Origin of the sequence: Pseudomonas sp. NFACC37-1 (assembly GCF_900101575.1) — a bacterium.
Taxonomy (GTDB): domain Bacteria; phylum Pseudomonadota; class Gammaproteobacteria; order Pseudomonadales; family Pseudomonadaceae; genus Aquipseudomonas; species Aquipseudomonas fluorescens_AA.
In genome coordinates this window covers 380522-401170 of sequence record NZ_FMUZ01000002.1, presented here as the reverse complement: position 1 = coordinate 401170, position 20649 = coordinate 380522, and the positions used below count along the sequence as shown (strand labels likewise).

Here is a 20649-nt window from a genome sequence, read left to right as displayed (position 1 = left end):
CAGCCTTCGGCAGCTCCTACAGCGCAGTCCAGCGGGAGCAAGCTCCCTCGCCACAAGGTTTTATCGAACAACTCCTGCCTCAGAACGGCACAGCCACCGTCACCTGGCTGTACACGTTGGTGCCATTGCCCGTCACTTGATTGCCTCCCGTCGTTGCATCCCGATCCGGCTTGTAGAGGCCGATCAGCGGGGTGACGATCAAATGCTCGTTGACGGCCCACTCGGCATACACATCCAGCTCACGGGCATCCAGGTTCAGGGCGTTGTCTTTACGTACGGTGTTGTAATCGAAGTACAACGCACCGAGGGTCAGGTTTTCCAACGGCGTGGCTGTCAGGCCGACATGATGAATGCCCGTATTGCTGTTGAAGGGCCCGGCATAATTGCCCGCGACTTCACCCTGGAACCACGTGCCATAACCCGTGCTCTGCCCGGTGAACAGCGAATCCCACTTCTGCGAATAGCGGGTGTAGCGGTACGTCAGCTTGGGTGCCCAGGCGAGATCGGCAAATCTATAACCGGCCTCGGCGTACCAGGCGTTCTGCGGGCCGGCGTCCTTGTCCTGCCAGGCGTATTCGAATGCCAGGCTGGCGTTCTCGATGCCCGCGTCGCCTTCACCACGAATGCTGTAGACGTCCATGCCCTTGCGTTGCTTCTGGAAGTCACTGGCCCACTGGTCGCTCACATCCAGGCCATGGATCCAGGTCAAGCCCAAGGTCCCGGCCTTAGCGGTGTAGTCCAGCGTGCCAGCGGCCAGTTCGGTTTCGGCCTGTGCACGGTTGTCGGACTTGAGCCAGACCGCACTGCCATGCAGTCCCTCCTGCCCGCCCAGACGCAATACGGCGGTCTGGTCGAAGGCGTGCCGGGCGGCCAGGTAATAGGCACCCCCGCGATTCAAGCGTCCATCGGCAGGCCCTTTGCCCAGGTTCGGCCCGTCATCGTTGATCAAGAACCCCCTGCCCAGCTTGACCACCTGGCGACCGCCGGAGATATTGACACCGTCCTGCCCCAGCACAGGGAACAGATCGGCGGAGCGCCAGCCCAGGTAAGCGTCTTCGATCTTCGTCGTGCGCTCGCTGCCCAGTGTATTGCCGGCCGCGTCGCCATCGCCCCAGGTGGCGGAGCTGACCAGGCTGAACGCACCGTAGGCGGTGCCACGGCCGGCCAGGCCCTGGTCGCCGCTGACGCCATACTTGATAAAGCCTTCGCGCCAGGTTGAACCGCCGGGCCTGCCGTCGTAGTTCTTGCGGCTGTTGAAATGGCCGAACACCGCCAGCATGTCGGCGTTGAGGTGAGTGTCGTCATCGGCATACAACGCATAGGCCTGGACCTGACTCGCAGCGCAGAGCGCCAGCGTACAGGCAAGGCCACTGCCGAAAAATTCCATACGCGATAGGTTCCGCATGGCTGGAGCTCCTTGTGGTGCGCCTTCGAAGGCTGTCTTTATATTCAGGAGCCGGCGCAGCACGCTGCGCCGGCTGTTCGGGCTAGCGGCAGTCGGCGAGCGCGCCGTCCAACGCACCGACCATCATGGCGGCCTCGTCGCAGGTGAGGGTCAGCGGTGGCGACATCACGATTTTGTTGCCTATCGGACGCACCAGTACGCCGGCGCGGCGCGCCTGCTCGGCGATGCGCGAGGCCAGGCCATTGGCCGGGTCCAGCGGCTCGCGGGTGGCCTTGTCCGCCACCAGGTCCACGGCGATCATCAAGCCCTTGCCACGCACTTCGCCCACCACGGCATAACGTTCGGTCAGCGGCTGCAGCTGCTCCAGCAATTGGGCACCGACTTTCCCGGCATTGCCCGGCAAGTCCTCGGCTTCGACGATATCCAGCACCGCCAGGGCCGCTGCACACGCCGTCGGGTGACCGCTGTAGGTGTAGCCGTGCATGATCACGCTGCTGAAACCCGGACCGTTCTCGATGGCATCGGCGATGCGCTGGTTGAACACCGTGGCGCCCATGGGGACGTAGCCGGCGGTGATGCCCTTGGCCAGGCACAGCACGTCGGGCGCGACGCCCCAGCCCCGGCTGCCGAGCATGCAGCCGGTGCGGCCGAACCCCGTGACCACTTCATCGGCGATCAACAAGATGCCGTGGCGATCACAGACTTCACGCAGCCTCTTCCAGTAATGCGCCGGCGGCACGATTACGCCACCGGCACCTTGCACCGGCTCCGCGACCAACGCGGCAATGGTCTGCGAACCCAGCAGCGCGATCTGGTCTTCCAACTGGCGAATGCAGTGAGCGGTCAATTCCTCTGGATCGTGGCAGTCCCAGGGGTTGCGGTACAGCCACGGCGTATCGAGCAGATGACAACCGGCCAACAGCGGCCCGTGGTTGTAGTGATAGACCCCATTACCACCCACGGAGGTGCCGCCCACGTGCACGCCATGGTAGCCATTGCGCAACGACAGGAAGCGCGTGCGCCCTGGCTCGCCGCTGGCGATCCAGTATTGACGGGCCATTTTCAGGGCCGTTTCGACCGCATCGGAACCGCCGGAACTGAACAGCACCCGCGCCATGTTTTCCTGGGCGAACATCGACGTCAGCCGCTCGGCCAGGTCGAACACCCGCGGATGAGCGATGCCGTCGAAGGTCTGGTAATAAGCCAGTTCGTCCAGTTGCGCGGCAATGGCTGCCTTCACTGAAGCCCGGTTATGGCCCACGTTCACGTTCCAGAGGCCGCCCACACCGTCGAGCATGCGATGGCCCTCGATATCGGTGATGTAGTTGCCATCGCCACGGGCGATGATCAACGTCTTGGAGCGGTTGGCTGGCGCCGAAGAACTCATCGGGTGCCAGAACTTCTTCTGTGCCGTCTTGTAGTGCTCGTACATGGCTGCAGTCCTCACTCTGTTTCACGCTTGCGTACGTACAGCAGCTGCTGGCCGGTAAACTCCAACAGCCCTTCAAGGCCGAACTCGACGCCGAAGCCGGACATCTTGCTGCCGCCAAACGGCGTATTCGGCTGGATCTGCGCATGGCAGTTGACCCAGGCCATGCCACATTCCAGGCGACTGGCCAGGGCCTGTGCCTGCTCGCTGTCGCGTCCCCAGACCGATCCACCCAGGCCCATGTCGCCAGCATTGGCTCGACGCAGGACGTCCTCGACATCCTGGTAGGCAATCAGCGGCAACACCGGCCCGAACTGTTCCTCATCCACCAGGCGCTGGCCATCGGTCACATCGGCGACCAGCGTCGGCGGATAGAAAAAGCCCGGGCGGTCCAGACGGGCACCGCCGCACAACATCCGCGCGCCCTGGGCACGGGCGTCCGCCACCAGTTCCTCAACCAGTGTCAGCTGTTCGAGGTTCTGCACCGGGCCAAACGTGACCCCGGGCGCCAAGCCGTCACCCACCACCTGACGCCTGGCGATAACGGTCAGGGCCTCGGCAAAGGCCTCGTACTGGGATTGGTGGACGTACAAACGCTTGAGGGCGGCGCAGGTCTGCCCCATGTTCAGGAAGGCGGCCTGGAAAATGTCTTCGGCCACCGCCTCGACCGGCGTGCCGGGCAGCACGATGGCGGCATCGTTGCCGCCCAGCTCCAGGGTCAGGCGCTTGAGGTTGACCGCGGCGCCGCGCATCACGCTTTGGCCGGTGGCGGTCGAGCCGGTGAAAACAATCTTCTGGATGCCGGCGTGGGCAGTGATCGCACTGCCGAAACCCTGTTCGCCGGTCACGCTATTGATCACGCCCCGAGGGACATGGCGCGCGATGATCTCCACCAGGCGCAAAGTGCTCAGGGGGGTCAGGCTCGACGGCTTGCTGATCACGCAATTGCCGGCCCGCAACGCCGGCATGATGTGCCAGACGGCGATCATGAAGGGCCAGTTCCAGGGCGTGATCGATGCGACGACGCCCAACGGCTTGCGGTGCAGTTCAATGCGCTGGCTCGGGGTCTGTTCCACCAACTCCACGGGGATCTGTTGTTCGGCGGCGTAACGCGTCCAGGCCACCGCGCCCATCACTTCGGAGAACGCCAGTTCCAGTGGCTTGCCCTGCTCCAGGACAATCAGCCGGGCCAACGACTCGGCGTCCTGCTCGATGTCCGCCGCGATGCTCAGCAGGCGCTGGCGGCGATCTTCATGGCTGCTGTATCGCCACTCGACAAAGGCCGACTGTGCCGCTTCGACGGCGAGGTCCAGCTGGGCCAGGGAACCGGCCGCACAGCGGGCGAACACGCTGCCGGTCGCCGGATTGACCACATCGAAGTGGCCGTTTTCGCCGTCGACCCGGGCCCCATTGATGAGCATTTGATAATCGTGCATAGCATCTTCCTTTCACGCGCGGCCGGACCGTCCCGAACGACAGCGCAGTTTTTTGTGTGGTTTGACGTGATCGCGTGGCGCCCTAGAGCTTGTGGCTGCCCAACGCCATGAACCGCTCGGGTGAGGACTTGCGCAATCGGGCGGCGAGGAACACGCCGACAATCAGCGCGGCGGGAATGACGGCGCAAAGGCCGTAGGACAACAGTTTGCTGGCGCCGGTCAGCACGTCGAAATGCATCACCGCGAGGGCCAGGACCGCCAGCAATGCCAGGCACGAAAAGCCTGGAAGAATCCGTCCGCGCCAGAGCCCCAGCTTCAACTCCGGGTGCGAGCGGAAATAGACCCATACCGCCGCCGAGGTCAGGGCCATCAGCAGGATCACGCACAACGTGGCCAGGTTGGAGAACCAGGCGAACAATTGCAGGATTGGATCGGCGTCCAGCGCGGCGAAGATCAGCACCACCACCGCTGCGATCAGGCTCTGCAGGACCGAGCCCATGTGCGGACTCTGGTGCACGCGGTGGGTGGTGCCCAACCGGCTGTGCAGCAAACCGTCACGCCCGATGGCATAGAAATAACGCGCTGCGGCGTTGTGGAACGCCAGCAGCCCAGCGTAGATGCTGACCATGAACAGCACACGGATGATCTGGGTCAGGTGCGGGCCGACAAAGTGATCGGACATGCCGTAGATGAACGTGGTGGGATCCTGGAGCGCCTGCAAGGTCGGTACGATCTTGTCCGCGCCTACGCCAACCACCATGGCCCAAACCGACAGGGCATAGAAACCGCCGATCAACAGCACCGAGCTGTAGGTGGCGATGGGAATCGTACGGTGCGGGTTCCTGGCCTCCTCGCCGTAGATGGTGGTGGCCTCGAAGCCGATGAACGCCGCGAAGCAGAACAGCAAGCCGATGGACGGCGTGCCGCTGAACACATGGCTGCGATCGAACGCATCGAGATTGATGCCACTGTCGCCGCCGGTCTTGAGGATGGCGAAATCCAGCGTCAGGATTGCCAGGTACTCGGCAATGACCACCACCGACAGCACCCGGGCCGACAGGTCGATCTTGCGATAACCGAGAATCGCGATGCTCGCCATCGCCAGGAGCGAATACGTCCACCACGGCAAATCCAGGCCAAAGACACTGGCCATCGTGCCGCTGACCACGCCGCCGAACATGCCGTACAGACCGACCTGGAGAATGTTGTAGGCGAACATCGCCAGCACCCCCGCCGCGCCGCCGGCCAGGCCACCCAAACCGCGAGAGGTGAAGGCATAGAAACCACCGGCGTTGGTCACGTGCCGGGACATGGCCGTGTAGCCCGCCGAGAAGGCCAGCAACACCAACAGCGCCAGGAGCAGCAACGCCGGCGTACCCGCGCCGTTGCCCAGCATGATGCCGATGGGGAAACCGCCGGCGATGACGCTCAAGGGACTCGCCGCCGAAATCACAAAGAAGATGATGAAGCCGACGCCCAGGGCACCGCGCTTCAACTCCGTCGAGCTGCTGATCGGGAAAGATACACTCATTGTTCTTGACCTTATTGTATGAGGCAGTGTTGCTGGATCGGAGACGGCCAGTTTCGCCGACGTCCAAAAGCTTATTGTTCTGCTTGCACGCTGGATTCGATGCTAGGCCCTTGCCAAAACCCTTCGCTATCCCAAAACGGCAGCATCCGAGGCGGCGCCCCAAAACAGGTCAGCCCCTGTGGCGAGGGGATTTATCCCCGCTGGGCTGCGCAGCAGTCCTAAAAGCCGAACAACTCGGTGTGTCAGATAGATTGAGTTGGCTTGTATGGGGGGCTGCTGCGCAGCCCAACGGGGATAAATCCCCTCGCCACAGGGACGTCGTCGCCCTAAGTGACTTGCATTAGCCCAACGCCTGGGCACAACGGCTGCCGATTCGGGATAACCGGCAGGCGCTTTCTGCCGCAAGATAGCCTCGCCCGTCGTTCAAACAGTGCTGGGCACAGAACAATAAAATCCCTAAGCGCAGGAAAATCTCAGCATGTTCTTCGCTCGTCTCTCTATCCAATGGCGGATCACGCTCCTGAGTGGGCTGTGCCTGCTGGCCGTCGTCGGGGCATTGACCGGTACCTCCCTGTATCAGAACCAACAAGGCGCAACACTGCTCAAGCAGCAAAGCAGTCAACTGCTCGGGCGCTCGGCCCTGGAAGGCCTGCAGGCACAGGGCCTGGCACACGGTCAGCGGGTGGAGCGCTTTTTCAGCGAAACCGCGATCTATGGAGAAGGCTTTGCCCAACAGGTCCTGCAACTGCGCGCCCAGGCGTGGAACGGGCGACTGACGCCGGGGCAACTGCGCCGTGACCTGATCGCCGCGACCCGCCAAGCCCTCCAGAACCGCGAAAAAGTCCTCGGCTTCTACGTGGTGCTGTTTCCCGACGCGCTGGTCGGTGAAGATGCCAGTTTCATTGGCCAGCGCGATCTGGCCGGCAACGAAAAGGGTCGCTTCGCCTTGTACTGGTCGCAAAGCCAACCCGGCCACTTGGTGCAGGAGGTGCTCAGCGAAGCCCAGATCAGCGCCAACACCGCACCACCGGGCAGCGAGCCGGCCAACGCCTGGTACGTCTGCCCGCAGACCCTGGGACGCACCTGCGTGACAGAGCCCTACGCGATCGAAGTCGAAGGCCAGAAGACGTTGATGAGCAGCATCTCCATACCGCTGCTGGACCAGGGCAACGTCATCGGCGTGGTGGGCATGGACATCAGCCTCGATACTCTCCAGCAACTGGCCGCCAGCCTGGCCAACGACCTGTATCCCGGCCACAGCGCGATCAACATTCTTTCCCCGTCAGGGCAAGTTGCCGGCCATAGCGGCACGGTTGACGGCACCTCGGTCGACGTTCGGCAAGCCGTGCAAACCGTTGCCGCCAATAGCCCCTGGCAATTGCAGATACGCGTACCTGAAGCCCTTGTGCAAGCGCCAGCCCTGCACATGCAGGCGCAACTGGACGACAAGCATCGCCAGGCCAACTGGTTCAACCTCAGCCTGGGCTTGCTGGCTGCCGGCTTGGGACTGTTGCTCATCTGGCTCACCGCTTACGGCGTGACCCGGCCACTGCTGAGGGTGGCGCATATGCTCGATGCGATTGTCGAAGGCGACGGCGATCTCACCCAGCGCCTGCCCAACGACCGCCACGATGAGTTGGGCCATCTGGCCAGGGGTTTCAACCGTTTTCTCGACAAGTTGCAGCCCATCATCCGCGATATCCAGCAAGCCTCCCTGGACACCCGCAACACCGCCGATACGTCGGCGCGAGTGGCCCGGGAAGTCAGCGCGGGCATGCACACGCAGTACCGGGAAGTCGAGCTGGCAGCGACCGCCTTGCATGAAATGAGCACCAGCGCCCAGGAGGTGGCTCGCCATTCCCACCAGGCGGCCGATGCCGCCACCGTTGCCGAAAACGCCAGCCGATCGGGACGGGAATTGTTCGCCAACGCGGTCACCAGCATCGACAGCCTCGACCGGCGCCTGGAAACCACCCTCGAGCAAGTGCAGGCGCTGGCCGGCAACAGTCAACACATTGGCCAGGTGCTGGACGTGATTTGTGCCATTGCCCAGCAGACCAACCTGCTGGCCTTGAATGCCGCCATCGAAGCGGCCAGGGCCGGTGAACAGGGGCGCGGCTTCGCCGTGGTGGCCGATGAGGTTCGCCACCTGGCCAGCAACACCCAGAACTCGGTCGTGCAGATACGCACGGTGATCGAAGCGTTGCAACAGTTGAGCCAGGAGGTCGTGCACAGCACCCAACTGAGCCGCGAACAGGCCAGGGACAGCGTCGCTCAAGTCGAAAAGACCCATCTGGCGCTGCAACACATCACCGACGCCGTGGAAGTGATCGAACACATGAACCAACAGATCGCCAGCGCCGCCCTGGAGCAAAGCGCTGTCGTGGAAGACATCAGCCATCGCGTCAGCGACATTCGGGCAATCAGCGAAACCTTGACCGGCCGGATGGAAGAAGCGTCGCAGGCAAGCCACTCGTTGCATGCCATGGCCAACCATCAACAGCAGTTGGTGGGGCATTTTCGGATCTAGCGGCCTGTGCGCTTACACAATTTCACAGAGCGCCTACAAAGCTTCACCCCTGGCATTGGCTTCGATCCCTACCATGGGCGGCTCAATATTGGGGAAGCACCATGTCCAAGATTCCTTTCGTCACACTGGGCCTGTTGGTGGGCGTGCTGTTGCTCAGTGGCTGTGATAGTGCCTCGAACCCGCAAGCCTCCGCCCCGCTGGCAAGCGTGCGTGTCGAAACGGTCCAGGCCCGGCCGCTGTCGATCAGTAACGAGCTGAGCGGCCGGATCGCCGCGCCACGGGTCGCCGAAGTCCGGGCACGGGTCGCCGGCGTGGTCTTGCAGCGGGTGTTTCACGAAGGCCGCGACGTCAAACAGGGCGAGGTGCTGTTTCGCATCGATCCGGCGCCGTTCAAGGCCGACCTGGACAGTGCCGAGGCGGCGTTGCGCAAGGCCGAGGCCAATGCGTTCCAGGCCCGCTTGCAGGCACAACGTTACGCCCAGTTGATCGATGACAAGGCGATCAGTGGCCAGGACTACGACAACGCCAGGGCCAACGTGCACCAGACGGCCGCGGACGTCGCCGCCAACAAGGCCGCCGTGGAACGGGCGAAACTGAACCTCGGGTATGCCACGGTGACCGCGCCGATATCCGGGCGCATCGGCCGCGCCCTGGTGACGGAGGGTGCCTTGGTCGGGCAGAACGAAAGCACGCCGTTGGCGTTGATCCAGCAACTGGACCCGATCCACGCCGACCTCACGCAATCGACCCGCGAACTCAATGACCTGCGCCGCGCCTTTCGCGCAGGGCAACTGCAAGCGGTCGGCCAAGGCCAGGCCAAGGCCACCTTGATCCAGGACGACGGCAGCCCTTATCCGCTGCCCGGCAAGTTGCTGTTCACCGACCTCAGCGTCGACCCGAGCACCGGCCAGATCACCCTGCGCAGCGAGTTCCCCAACCCCGACCTGGACCTGCTGCCGGGCAGTTTCATCCGCGTGCGCCTGGAACAGGCGGTCAACAGCCAGGGCATCACCGTGCCGCAACGGGCCATCTTGCGCGACAGCGCCGGCATCGCCCAGGTATTGCTGCTGGACGCCGAGCAGAAGGTTAGCCAGCAACCGGTGCAACTGGGCGCCGCGCAAAACGATCGCTGGGTCGTCACCCACGGTTTGAAACCCGGCGACCGCATCGTCATCGAAGGCCTGCAACACGCCCGTCCCGGCGAGCACGTCCGGATCGACGACTCTCCACTCCCCCTCGCCCAGGTTCCCGGGCCACAGGCAGGACACTAAGCCATGCCGCAATTTTTCATCGACCGTCCGGTATTCGCCTGGGTCGTCGCTTTGTTCATCCTGTTGTCCGGTGTCCTGGCCATCCCACAACTGCCGGTGGCGCAATACCCGGTGGTGGCCCCGCCACAAATCGAGATCTACACCGTCTATCCAGGCGCCTCGGCGCAAACCGTGGACGAAAGCGTGGTCAGCCTGATCGAGGAAGAACTCAACGGCGCCGACAACCTGCTGTATTTCGAATCCCAAAGCAGCCTGGGCAGCGCCACCATCACCGCGACCTTCCAACCCGGGACCAACCCGGAACTGGCCCAGGTCGACGTGCAGAACCGCCTCAAGGCGGTGGAGTCGCGCCTGCCGCAAGCGGTCACGCAGCAGGGCTTGCAAGTGGACAAAGTCTCCGCCGGCTTCCTGCTGCTGATTACCCTCACCTCCAGCGACGGCAAGCTCGACGACGTGGCCCTCAGCGATTACCTGGCGCGCAACGTGATGAACGAGATCAAGCGCCTGGACGGTGTCGGCAAGGCTCAACTGTACGGGGCCGAGCGCGCCATGCGGATCTGGATCGATCCGCAGAAACTCGTCGGTTTCAACCTGACCCCGGCCGATGTCAATACCGCCATCGTGGCGCAGAACGCCCAGGTGTCGGCAGGCAGCCTGGGGGAGTTGCCGAGCCGCAGCACCCAGGAAATCACCGCGACCATCGTCGTCAAAGGCCAGCTCAACACGCCGCAGGAGTTCGCCGACATTGTGCTCAAGGCCAATCCCGATGGCTCGACGGTGCGCATCGCCGACGTGGCACGGGTGGAGATCGGCAGCCAGGAATACCAGTTTTCCACGCGCCTGAACGGCAAGCCGTCCACCGCGGTGGCGGTGCAACTGTCGCCCGGCGCCAACGCCTTGAACACCGCGACCCTGGTGCGCAACAAGATGGACGAGCTGTCGCGCTACTTCCCGGCCGGCGTGGCGTACAAGATTCCCTACGACACCTCACCGTTCGTCAAGGTCTCGATCACCAAGGTGATTTACACCCTAGGCGAGGCGATGTTGCTGGTGTTCGCGGTGATGTTCCTGTTCCTGCAGAACATCCGCTACACCCTGATCCCGACCCTGGTGGTGCCGGTGGCATTGATGGGTACCTTCGCGACGATGCTCGCGCTGGGGTTCTCGATCAACGTGCTGACCATGTTCGGCATGGTGCTGGCCATCGGTATCCTGGTGGACGATGCCATCGTCGTGGTGGAGAACGTCGAGCGGATCATGGCCCAGGAAGGCCTGTCGCCCAAGGAGGCCACGCGCAAGGCCATGGGGCAGATTACCGGTGCGATCATCGGCATTACGCTGGTGCTGGTGGCGGTGTTCATTCCGATGGCGTTCATGCAGGGCTCGGTGGGGGTGATCTACCAGCAATTCTCGCTGTCGATGGCGACGTCGATCCTGTTCTCGGCCTTTTTGGCCCTGACCTTGACCCCGGCGCTTTGCGCGACCTTGCTCAAACCGATCGCCCAAGGTGATCACCACGCCAAAAGCGGTTTCTTCGGCTGGTTCAACCGTGGCTTCGACCGCTTCGGCGACCGCTATCAGGGGTGGGTGGCCTATGCGGTGAAACGCAGCGGCCGTTATCTGCTGATCTACGGCGTGCTGCTGGTGGGCATGGGCCTGTTGTTCAGTCGCCTGCCCTCCTCGTTCCTGCCGGTGGAAGACCAGGGCTACACCATCACCGACATCCAGCTGCCACCGGGTGCGAGCAAACACCGGACGGTGCAAGTGGTGGAGCAGATCGAAGCCCACAACGCCGGTGAACCGGGGGTCGGCGACAGCACGATCATTCTCGGTTTCAGCTTTTCCGGCAGTGGGCAGAACGCGGCCCTGGCCTTCACCACCCTCAAGGACTGGTCGCAACGCGGCGCCAAGGATTCGGCGGCGTCGATTGCCGACCGCGCCAACCTGGCCCTGGGTCAAATCAAGGATGCCATGGCGTTCTCGGTGCTGCCGCCGCCCGTGGATGGCCTGGGCACCTCCAGCGGTTTCGAGTTCCGTTTGCAGGACCGTGGCGGACTCGGCCATGCCACCTTGATGCAGGCCCGCAGCGAATTGCTCGCCGCCGCCGAAAAAAGCCCGATGCTGATAAATGTGCGCGAAAGCGCCCTGGCGGAGGCGCCGCAGGTGCAACTGGAGGTCGACCGCAAGCAGGCCAATGCCCTGGGCATTTCCTTTGCCGATGTCGGCAGCGTGTTGTCCACGGCAGTGGGTTCGGCCTACATCAACGACTTCCCCAACCAGGGGCGGATGCAGCGGGTGGTGGTCCAGGCCGAGGGCGACCAGCGCAGCCAGGTCGAGGATCTGCTGAAGATCCACGTGCGCAACAACAGCGGGAAAATGGTCCCGTTGTCGGCCTTCGTCCAGGCCCGCTGGACCCAGGGACCGGCGCAATTGACCCGCTATAACGGTTATCCGGCGGTGAGCATTTCCGGCGAACCGGCACCGGGCTACAGCACCGGGCAAGCCATGGCCGAAATCGAACGGCTGGTGGCCCTGGGGCCGACGGGCCTGGGCCAGGAATGGACCGGGTTGTCCTTGCAGGAACGCTTGTCCGGCAGCCAGGCGCCGATCCTGTTGGGCCTGTCGTTGCTCGTGGTGTTCCTGTGCCTGGCGGCCCTGTACGAAAGCTGGTCGATCCCGACCTCGGTGCTGCTGGTGGTGCCACTGGGTGTGCTGGGCGCGGTACTGGCCGTGTCGTTGCGCGGCATGCCCAACGATGTGTTCTTCAAGATCGGGTTGATCACCATCATTGGCCTGTCGGCGAAGAACGCGATCCTGATCATCGAGTTCGCCAAGAGCCTGTACGACGAAGGCCACGACCTGATCGACGCCACGCTCCAGGCTGCACGCCTGCGCCTGCGACCGATCATCATGACCTCGCTGGCGTTCATCCTCGGGGTGGTACCGCTGGCGATTGCCACCGGTGCCAGTTCGGCGAGCCAGCAGGCCATCGGCACCGGGGTGATCGGCGGGATGATCACCGCCACGCTGGCGGTGGTGTTCGTGCCGGTGTTTTTCGTGGTGGTGATGAAGCGTGTCAGGCGGGTTGATCCAAAGTGAGGCCAGGCCGGGCCACCGCTATCGCGAGCAAGCTCGCTCCCACAGTGGATCTTCAGCGAACACACTATCCGCGTGCATCCGCAATCCTTCTGTGGGAGCGGGCTTGCTCGCGAAGAGGCCAGCACAGTCAACACCTTCATTGACTGTGACGCCGCCTTGGCGAGCAAGCCTGCTCCCACAGAGACCTGAGGGGGCAGCGAGCCCAGTCCATCAGTCCGCCTGCACAGTGACCTGACGCTGTTCACCCAAGCCCTCGATTCCCAGGCGAATGGTCTGGCCCGACCGCAGGAACACCGGGGCGGGCTTGATGCCCAAGCCGACGCCGGGTGGCGTGCCGGTGGAGATCACATCCCCCGGTTGCAGGCTCATGCAGCGGCTCAGGTAGGCAATCAGTTGCGGCACGCTGAAGATCAGCGTTCGGGTATTACCGTTCTGATAGCGGTGTCCGTCAACCTCCAGCCACAGATCCAGCGTATGCGGGTCGGCGATTTCATCCCGGGTCACCAGCCAGGGGCCAAGTGGGCCGAAGGTGTCGAAGCCCTTGCCCTTGTCCCAGGTGCCGCCGCGCTCCAGTTGCCACTCGCGCTCGGACACATCGTTGATGACGCAGTAGCCGGCGACATGCTCCATGGCATTGGCTTCGTCGATGTAGCGCCCGCCTTTACCGATGACCACGCCCAACTCGACTTCCCAATCGGTCTTGAGGGAGCCGCGCGGGATCTGGATATCGTCGTTCGGCCCGCAGATGGCACTGGTCCATTTGTTGAAGATGATCGGCTCTTTCGGCACCTCCATATTCGACTCGGCCGCATGGTCGGCGTAGTTCAGGCCGATGCAGATGAATTTGCCGACCTGGCCGACGCAGGCACCGATGCGCGGCTGGCCGGCAACGAGCGGCAGGCTGCGCGGGTCAAGGGCGGCGAGCGCTGCCAGGCTGTCCGCGCCCAGGACCTGCCCGGCGATGTCCGGCACATGGCCCGAGAGATCGCGCAGCTGATTGTCGGTATCCAACAGCCCGGGTTTTTCCGAACCTTTTTCGCCGTAGCGCAATAGTTTCATGTCGTGCTCCTGCTCAAGTGAAGACCGGGGGTTCAGAGGCTCATGCCACCGTCGATGACGTGAATGGCACCCGTGGTGTAGGCCGATGCATCGCTGCCCAGGTACACCGCCAACTGGGCGATCTCTTCAGTGCTGCCGATGCGTCCCATGGGCTGGCGGTCGAGGAACTGCCGGTAGACCTGCGCCTCATCGACGCCCTGTTGCACGGCCTGGTCGGCGATACGCTGGCGCAGCGAAGGCGAGTCCACGGTGCCCGGGCAGATCGCGTTGCAGCGGATGCCCTGGCTGACGAAGTCGATGGCGACAGCCTTGGTCAGGCCCACCACCGCCGCCTTGCTGGTGGCATAGGCGAAGCGATTGGGCACGCCCTTGACGCTGGAGGCCACCGACGACATGTTGATGATCGAGCCGCCGCCACGGGCCAGCATGCCGGGCAGAAACGCGTGAATCATCCGATACATGGCCGTGACATTGAGGTCCATCGAACGCGCCCAGGCCGCTTCATCGCATTGCAGTATGTTGCCGCTGTGCACGTAGCCTGCGCAGTTGAACAGCACATCGAGCCCGCCGATGCGCTCGCAGGCGGCGCTAATGGCAGCGGTCGAGGTGACATCCAGGGGCATGGCGGTGACCTCTTCGATCCCCGCCAGTGCATGGATATCGATGTCCGTGGCGATCACCTCGGCACCGGCCCGGGCGAAGGCAATGGCACTGGCCAAGCCAATGCCCTGCCCTGCTGCCGTGACCAGAACGCGCTTGTTCTGCAGGTTCATGCTGTCTCCAGTTGCGCTGCCGTGGCGGCGTGCTTGGGGGTCCTGCCGAGCATCGAAGCGGGGATGGCCAGGATCAGCCCGCCGCTGACCAAAAGACACAAGGCCAGTACATAAGTGCCGTTGTTGATGTTGCCCGTGAGGGTTTCGGCCACGGCAGTGATCATCGAGCCGGTAAAGCCCGACAGGTTGCCGATGGCGTTGATCATGCCGATGCCGGCTGCGGCGGCGACCCCCGACAGCACGGTGCCTGGCAGGGTCCAGAAAATCGGCATCAAGCTGAGAATCCCCGAAGCGGAGACGCTGAGAAAGAGCACGGACAACACCAGGTTGTCAGCGAAGAAGGCGCTGAGGATCAGGCCGGCGCCACCAATGAACGCCGGGATCGCCGCGTGCAAGCGCCGCTCACCGGTGCGGTTGGAGTGCCGGGCGTTGAGCAGCATCGCCACCACCGCCACCGAATAAGGAATGGCGGTGAGCAAACCGATGTGCAAGCTGTTGGTGATGCCGGTGCTCTTGATGATCGAAGGCATCCAGAACGCCAGGCCATAGAAGCCGGTGTTGAAGGTCAGCAGGATCAATACCAGCAACCACACCCGAGGGTTGAAGAACACTTCGCTCAAGCGCGTGGCCTTGCCCTGGTTGTCGGTTTGCAGATTGGCCTTGAGCAGGGCTTTTTCCGCGACCGTCAGCCATTTGGCTTTGTCGATGTTGTCGGCCAGGCAGACGATCACCACGAACGCCATGATGATCGACGGAATGCCTTCGATGAGCAGCATCCATTGCCAGCCGGACAGGCCATGCACCCCTTGCATGCTGTTCATCAGCCAGCCGGAGAGTATGCCGCCCAGGGTCAGGCTGACCGGCAACGCCAGCAGGAACCCGGACATCACCCGGCTCTGCCGATGGGTCGGGAACCAGTAGTTGAGGTAGAGGATCACCCCAGGGAAAAAGCCCGCTTCGCAGATGCCCAACAGGAAGCGCAGCACATAGAACATCGTGCTCGATTCGATGTGGAAGAAAGCCGCCAGCGGTACGGTGTAGGCCACGGCCATGGAGATCACCGCCCAACTGAGCATGATCCGGGCGATCCAGAACCGTGCGCCAAAGCGATGCAACAACAGGTTGCTGGGCACTTCGAAGAGGAAATAGCCCCAGAAAAACATACTGGCGCCCAAGGCATACACCGTGTTGCTGAATTGCAGCTCGTTGAGCATGTCGAGCTTGGCGAACCCGATGTTCACCCGATCGAGGTACGCCGCCATGTAGCACAACAGCAACACGGGCAGGATCCGCCAGATCACCTTGCGGTAGGTCCGGTCTTCAAAATCCAGCTGGCCGGCTTGTGCCTGGGCGGGCAACGGCTCGGAGATGGTTTGCATGAGGTAACCCCTGATTGTTTTTATTGGGTCACGTCGAATGAGCGACTCATTCGGCGATTGAATGAGGACTCTACTGTCGGGAATCGATTCTTTCCCAATGGCATTTTTGGATTAGTCGATAACGTATTGTTATCGAGGCTTGGGATTCGGACTAGGATCCTGTGGCGAGGGGATTTATCCCCGCCGGGCTGCGAAGCAGTCCTAAATTGGCCCTCGTATCCTGTGAGGTTGATTGCGTTGAACTTCTTGGGGCTGCTGCGCAACCCAGCGGGGATAAATCCCCTCGCCACAGGTTCGGTTGCTTCTTCAAATAATCTGGCGGGCGTTGTCCTTGAGAATCTCGGCGAACTCCAGCGCCGCGCCTACCAGCGGTTCGTCCTTTCGCGTGAGGATGCCGTAGTCCTGGGGCACCAGGTGCAGCGGGGTATCGAGGGTCTTGAGCTGGCCGCTTTCGAGCAGCGGATCGACCATGGCATTGGGCAGCATGCCGATCATGGGCCCGCGTTGCAGCACCTGGAGGAAGGTCTGCATGGAAATGGTGTCGATGGTATTGCGCGGCATTCCCACCCCCGCCTCGGCGAAGGCCAGTTCCATGCGTGCACGGATCGGCGTGCCGACCGGGTAGAGAATCCACGGCAGGTCCACCAGTTGCTGCAGTGAGGTCGGCCCGGCGTTCGCCAGGGGATGGCGGTCATTGACCACGATGCAGAACGGTTCCGGGGCCAGGGGTTGGAAGTCGTAGCGCTGTTGCTGGCTTTGCTCGGTAAACCGGGCCACCGCCAGATCGAGTTTTTTCTCTTCAAGCATCTTCATCAAATGGTTGCTGGTCTGCTCCACCACCTCGATGGACAGCAAGGGCCAGCGTTGCTTGATCTGCAGGATCGCCTCGGGCAAGGCCACCGCCGTCGCGGCAAAGATACCGCCGACCTTGAGGTAGCCATGGCCGCCTTCGCGCAGGCTGCTGATTTGCTCGACGAACGAACGTGCATCGTTCAAGGCGATCTGAGCGTAACGCAGTACGTGCTCACCCAATGCCGTGGGCGGCATGCTCCGGGGCCGACGCTCGAACAGGGCGAAGCCGAGCAGGCTTTCGATTTCCTTGAGCATCTTGCTCACGGCGGGCTGGCTGAGGTTCATCTGCTCGGCCGCCAGGTGCATGTTGCAGGTGCGCCCCAAGGTATCGATCAACAGCAGATGGCGGAATTTGAGCCAGCCGCAGAAGCTGGAGAAAGACAGATCGGACATGGGCAATCCTCGACGATGCAATAACCGGACGTTATCAGATACTGAATATATCTCATTGGAGTTCATCAACCGCGGGCCCTAGCTTGAAAGCTTTACGAACCAGGAAGACTGCCCATGTCGCTGATGCTTACTCCCGAGAACACACTGCCCGTCGATGGCGTCGCCGGCACCCTGATTGGTCGTGCCTGGGTGCCTGGCCGTGTCGCCGGGCCCTCACCCGTCGTGCTGCGCAGTGACGGGGTGTTCGACCTGTCGGATCGTTTCGCGACCTTGAGCGATGTGCTGGAAACGTCCTCACCGTTGGCGGCGGTCAGGCAAACGCCCGGCACTTTCATCGCCAGCGTCGAAGCGCTGCTGACCAACACCGGCCTCCATGCCGACCCGGCCAAGCCGTTTCTGTTGCCGCCGCTGGACTTGCAAGTGATCAAGGCCGCCGGCGTGACCTTCGCCGCCAGCATGATCGAGCGGGTGATCGAGGAACAGGCAGGCGGCGACGCGGCAAGGGCCGAGGCGGTACGCGCCACCGTGCACAGCGTGATCGGCGATAACCTGCGGGCGATCGTGCCGGGTTCCGAGCAAGCCATGCGCCTGAAAGCCTTGCTCATCGAACAGGGCATGTGGTCGCAGTACCTGGAAGTCGGCATCGGCGCGGATGCGGAGATCTTCACCAAGGCACCGGTCCTGTCCGCCGTGGGCAGCGGCAGCCAAATTGGCATTCATCCGGTATCGCAATGGAACAACCCGGAACCGGAAGTGGTGCTGGCGATAAACAGCCGTGGCCAGATCCACGGCGCCACCCTGGGCAACGACGTAAACCTGCGAGACATCGAAGGTCGCAGCGCGCTATTGCTGAGCAAGGCCAAGGACAACAATGCGTCCTGCTCTATCGGGCCGTTCATTCGCCTGTTCGACGAACACTTCAGCCTGGATGACGTACGCGCCTGCGTAGTCGACCTCCAGGTACAAGGCGAAGATGGCTACCGCCTGCACGGTTCGAGTTCCATGAGCCAGATCAGCCGTGACCCGCAGGACCTGGCAAGCCAGACACTCAACGCCAACCACCAATATCCGGATGGTTTTGTGCTGTTTCTCGGTACCCTGTTCGCCCCCACCGAAGACCGCGACCATCCCGGCAGCGGTTTCACCCACAAGCGCGGGGACCGGGTCAGCATCAGCAGCCCCTTGCTCGGCAGCCTGCATAATCAGGTGACCCACAGCTGCGACGCCGCCCCCTGGACCTTTGGCGTCAGCGCCTTGTTGCGCAACCTCGCCGCCCGCGGACTGCTGGGCCGCTGACGCTACGACCGTGATCGATTCATCCAATTACAAGAGAGACATGAATCATGAGTGACACGCCTGAACGCCGCCTGCGCAGCGAGCAATGGTTCAATGACCCGGCTCACGCGGACATGACCGCCCTGTATGTCGAACGCTACATGAACTACGGCATGACCCGCGAAGAGCTGCAATCGGGACGCCCGATCATCGGCATCGCCCAGACCGGCAGCGACCTGACCCCCTGCAACCGTCATCACCTGGAACTGGCCCAACGGGTCAAGGCCGGCATCCGTGACGCCGGTGGCATCCCCATGGAATTCCCGGTGCACCCGATCGCCGAACAGTCACGGCGCCCCACCGCTGCCCTGGACCGCAACCTGGCCTACCTGGGCCTGGTGGAAATCCTCCACGGCTACCCGTTGGACGGCGTGGTGCTCACCACCGGTTGCGACAAGACCACGCCCGCCTGCCTGATGGCGGCGGCGACCACCGACTTGCCCGCCATTGTCTTGTCCGGCGGGCCAATGCTCGACGGCCATCATAAGGGCGAGCTGATCGGCTCGGGCACCGTGCTCTGGCATGCGCGCAACCTGATGGCCGCCGGCGAGATCGATTACGAAGGCTTCATGGAAATGACCACCGCGGCATCGCCATCGGTGGGTCACTGCAACACCATGGGCACCGCCTTGTCGATGAACGCCCTGGCCGAAGCCCTGGGCATGTCGCTGCCCGGTTGCGCGAGCATTCCGGCGCCCTATCGCGAGCGCGGGCAAATGGCTTATGCCACCGGCAAGCGCATCTGCGAGCTGGTGCTGCAAGACATTCGTCCGTCACAGATCATGACCCGCCAGGCCTTCGAAAACGCCATCGCCGTCGCCTCGGCCCTGGGTGCTTCGAGTAACTGCCCGCCGCACCTGATCGCCATCGCCCGGCACATGGGCGTCGAACTGAGCCTGGATGACTGGCAACGGATTGGCGAGGACGTGCCGCTGCTGGTCAATTGCATGCCCGCTGGCAAGTATCTGGGTGAAGGTTTCCATCGGGCCGGCGGTGTGCCCTCGGTCATGCACGAACTGCAAAAAGCCGGGCGCCTGCACGAAGACTGCGCCACGGTCAGCGGCAGGACCATCGGCGAAATCGTCAGCAGCAGCCTGACCAGCAACGCCGACGTGATCCATCCCTTCGACACCCCGCTCAAGCACCGTGCCGGCTTCATCGTGCTCAGCGGCAATTTCTTCGACAGCGCGATCATGAAGATGTCGGTGGTGGGCGAAGCGTTTCGCAAGACCTACCTCTCCGAGCCCGGTGCCGAGAACAGTTTCGAAGCCCGGGCCATCGTGTTCGAAGGACCGGAGGATTACCACGCCCGCATCGACGATCCGGCGCTGGACATCGACGAGCGCTGCATCCTCGTCATTCGCGGTGTCGGCACCGTGGGCTACCCCGGCAGTGCCGAGGTGGTGAACATGGCCCCACCGGCCGCGCTGATCAAACAAGGCATCGACTCCCTGCCCTGCCTGGGCGACGGTCGCCAGAGCGGCACCTCGGCGAGCCCATCGATCCTCAACATGTCCCCTGAAGCAGCCGTGGGCGGCGGCCTGGCGTTGCTGCAAACCAACGACCGGCTGAAAGTGGACCTGAACACCCGCACCGTGAACCTGCTGATCGACGATGACGAGATGGCCCGGCGCCGACTCGAATGGACACCGAACATCCCACCGTCGCAAACGCCTTGGCAGGAACTGTACCGGCAACTGGTCGGGCAATTGTCCACCGGGGGCTGCCTGGAGCCTGCGACGCTGCATCTGCGCGTGATCGCCCGCAGTGGCGAGCCGCGTCATTCGCACTGAGTCCAAAGCGGCTGATTGTTCACGTACGTTGAATTCAGATGCCAATCCAGAAGGGTTTATTCCACAGGCGTAAAGGAGAAAGATGCGCGCCAGGGGTCATCGCCCCTGGCGAATCTTTCACACCTACGGAGTCGATCCATGCCATTTGCCAACTACAAATTTCCCGAAGGAATCCTGGACCACGCCCGCAAGGAAGAGATCATCCATCGCACCACGGAAATGTTCGTCGAATACTTCGGCGAAGGGGTCCGTCCATTCACCATGGTCCTGGTCGAAGAGGTGGCAGACGGTGGCTGGGGGCGCGCCGATGAAACGCTGACGCTGGCGAAGATGGGGCTGCCTGCCAAAGGCCAATAATGCTGTT

The 20649-nt window shown here is 62.9% G+C and carries 14 protein-coding genes and 1 pseudogene; 7 read left to right on the top strand and 8 right to left on the bottom strand.

The features are described 5' to 3' along the window. Positions 1–79 precede the first annotated feature (79 nt). The 4 genes from BLP82_RS03940 to BLP82_RS03925 form a co-directional block, all read right to left on the bottom strand. Positions 80–1405, bottom strand: coding sequence for an alginate export family protein (locus BLP82_RS03940; protein ID WP_092165502.1), 1326 nt, complete (start codon positions 1403–1405; stop codon positions 80–82). Positions 1406–1487: 82 nt separating this feature from the next. Next, a complete protein-coding gene (locus BLP82_RS03935) occupies positions 1488–2837 on the bottom strand; it encodes an aminotransferase class III-fold pyridoxal phosphate-dependent enzyme (RefSeq protein WP_092165501.1) in 1350 nt (449 codons plus the stop codon). 11 nt (positions 2838–2848) lie between these two features. Continuing rightward, on the bottom strand, positions 2849–4270 hold the full coding sequence (locus BLP82_RS03930) for an aldehyde dehydrogenase family protein (protein WP_092165500.1): 1422 nt from the start codon (positions 4268–4270) through the stop codon (positions 2849–2851). Between the two features lie 82 nt (positions 4271–4352). After that, the gene (locus BLP82_RS03925; protein ID WP_092165499.1) at positions 4353–5801 is read right to left on the bottom strand and encodes an APC family permease; all 1449 of its coding nucleotides are present in this window, start codon (positions 5799–5801) and stop codon (positions 4353–4355) included. A gap of 478 nt (positions 5802–6279) precedes the next feature. On the opposite strand from BLP82_RS03925, the pseudogene BLP82_RS31945 reads away from it, so the two are divergent. From BLP82_RS31945 to BLP82_RS03910, 4 genes and pseudogenes are all read left to right on the top strand, one after another. Further along, positions 6280–7473, top strand: a pseudogene (locus BLP82_RS31945) (HAMP domain-containing protein); the annotation flags it as partial. Between the two features lie 102 nt (positions 7474–7575). Beyond that, positions 7576–8331 carry a methyl-accepting chemotaxis protein gene (locus BLP82_RS31940; RefSeq protein WP_371914108.1) on the top strand — a complete coding sequence of 252 codons (756 nt, stop codon included), beginning with the start codon at positions 7576–7578 and terminating at the stop codon, positions 8329–8331. Positions 8332–8432: 101 nt separating this feature from the next. Beyond that, complete coding sequence (locus tag BLP82_RS03915) at positions 8433–9602, top strand: efflux RND transporter periplasmic adaptor subunit (RefSeq protein WP_092165497.1); 1170 nt, start codon at positions 8433–8435, stop codon at positions 9600–9602. A 3-nt stretch (positions 9603–9605) separates the two neighbouring features. Continuing rightward, positions 9606–12701: an efflux RND transporter permease subunit gene (locus tag BLP82_RS03910; RefSeq protein WP_092165496.1), complete on the top strand. Its 3096-nt coding sequence runs from the start codon at positions 9606–9608 to the stop codon at positions 12699–12701. Positions 12702–12911: 210 nt separating this feature from the next. On the opposite strand, the gene BLP82_RS03905 is transcribed toward BLP82_RS03910, so the two are convergent. The 4 genes from BLP82_RS03905 to BLP82_RS03890 form a co-directional block, all read right to left on the bottom strand. Beyond that, a complete protein-coding gene (locus tag BLP82_RS03905) occupies positions 12912–13760 on the bottom strand; it encodes an ureidoglycolate lyase (RefSeq protein WP_092165495.1) in 849 nt (282 codons plus the stop codon). Between the two features lie 32 nt (positions 13761–13792). After that, complete coding sequence (locus BLP82_RS03900) at positions 13793–14533, bottom strand: SDR family oxidoreductase (protein WP_092165494.1); 741 nt, start codon at positions 14531–14533, stop codon at positions 13793–13795. Then, the gene (locus tag BLP82_RS03895; protein ID WP_092165493.1) at positions 14530–15912 is read right to left on the bottom strand and encodes an MFS transporter; all 1383 of its coding nucleotides are present in this window, start codon (positions 15910–15912) and stop codon (positions 14530–14532) included. Before BLP82_RS03895 ends, BLP82_RS03900 begins: the two co-directional genes overlap by 4 nt. Before the next feature lie 306 nt (positions 15913–16218). Then, positions 16219–17157, bottom strand: a complete 939-nt coding sequence (locus BLP82_RS03890) for a LysR family transcriptional regulator (protein WP_092165492.1) — start codon at positions 17155–17157, stop codon at positions 16219–16221. Positions 17158–17271: 114 nt separating this feature from the next. Here BLP82_RS03890 and BLP82_RS03885 point away from each other — a divergent pair, with 114 nt between their 5' ends. The 3 genes from BLP82_RS03885 to BLP82_RS03875 all read left to right on the top strand — a co-directional run bounded on the left by BLP82_RS03885 (position 17272) and on the right by BLP82_RS03875 (position 20642). Continuing rightward, positions 17272–18453, top strand: coding sequence for a fumarylacetoacetate hydrolase family protein (locus tag BLP82_RS03885; RefSeq protein ID WP_092165491.1), 1182 nt, complete (start codon positions 17272–17274; stop codon positions 18451–18453). 47 nt (positions 18454–18500) lie between these two features. Then, positions 18501–20285 carry an IlvD/Edd family dehydratase gene (locus BLP82_RS03880; RefSeq protein WP_092165490.1) on the top strand — a complete coding sequence of 595 codons (1785 nt, stop codon included), beginning with the start codon at positions 18501–18503 and terminating at the stop codon, positions 20283–20285. A gap of 138 nt (positions 20286–20423) precedes the next feature. Continuing rightward, a complete protein-coding gene (locus BLP82_RS03875) occupies positions 20424–20642 on the top strand; it encodes a tautomerase family protein (RefSeq protein ID WP_003200762.1) in 219 nt (72 codons plus the stop codon). Positions 20643–20649: the final 7 nt, after the last annotated feature.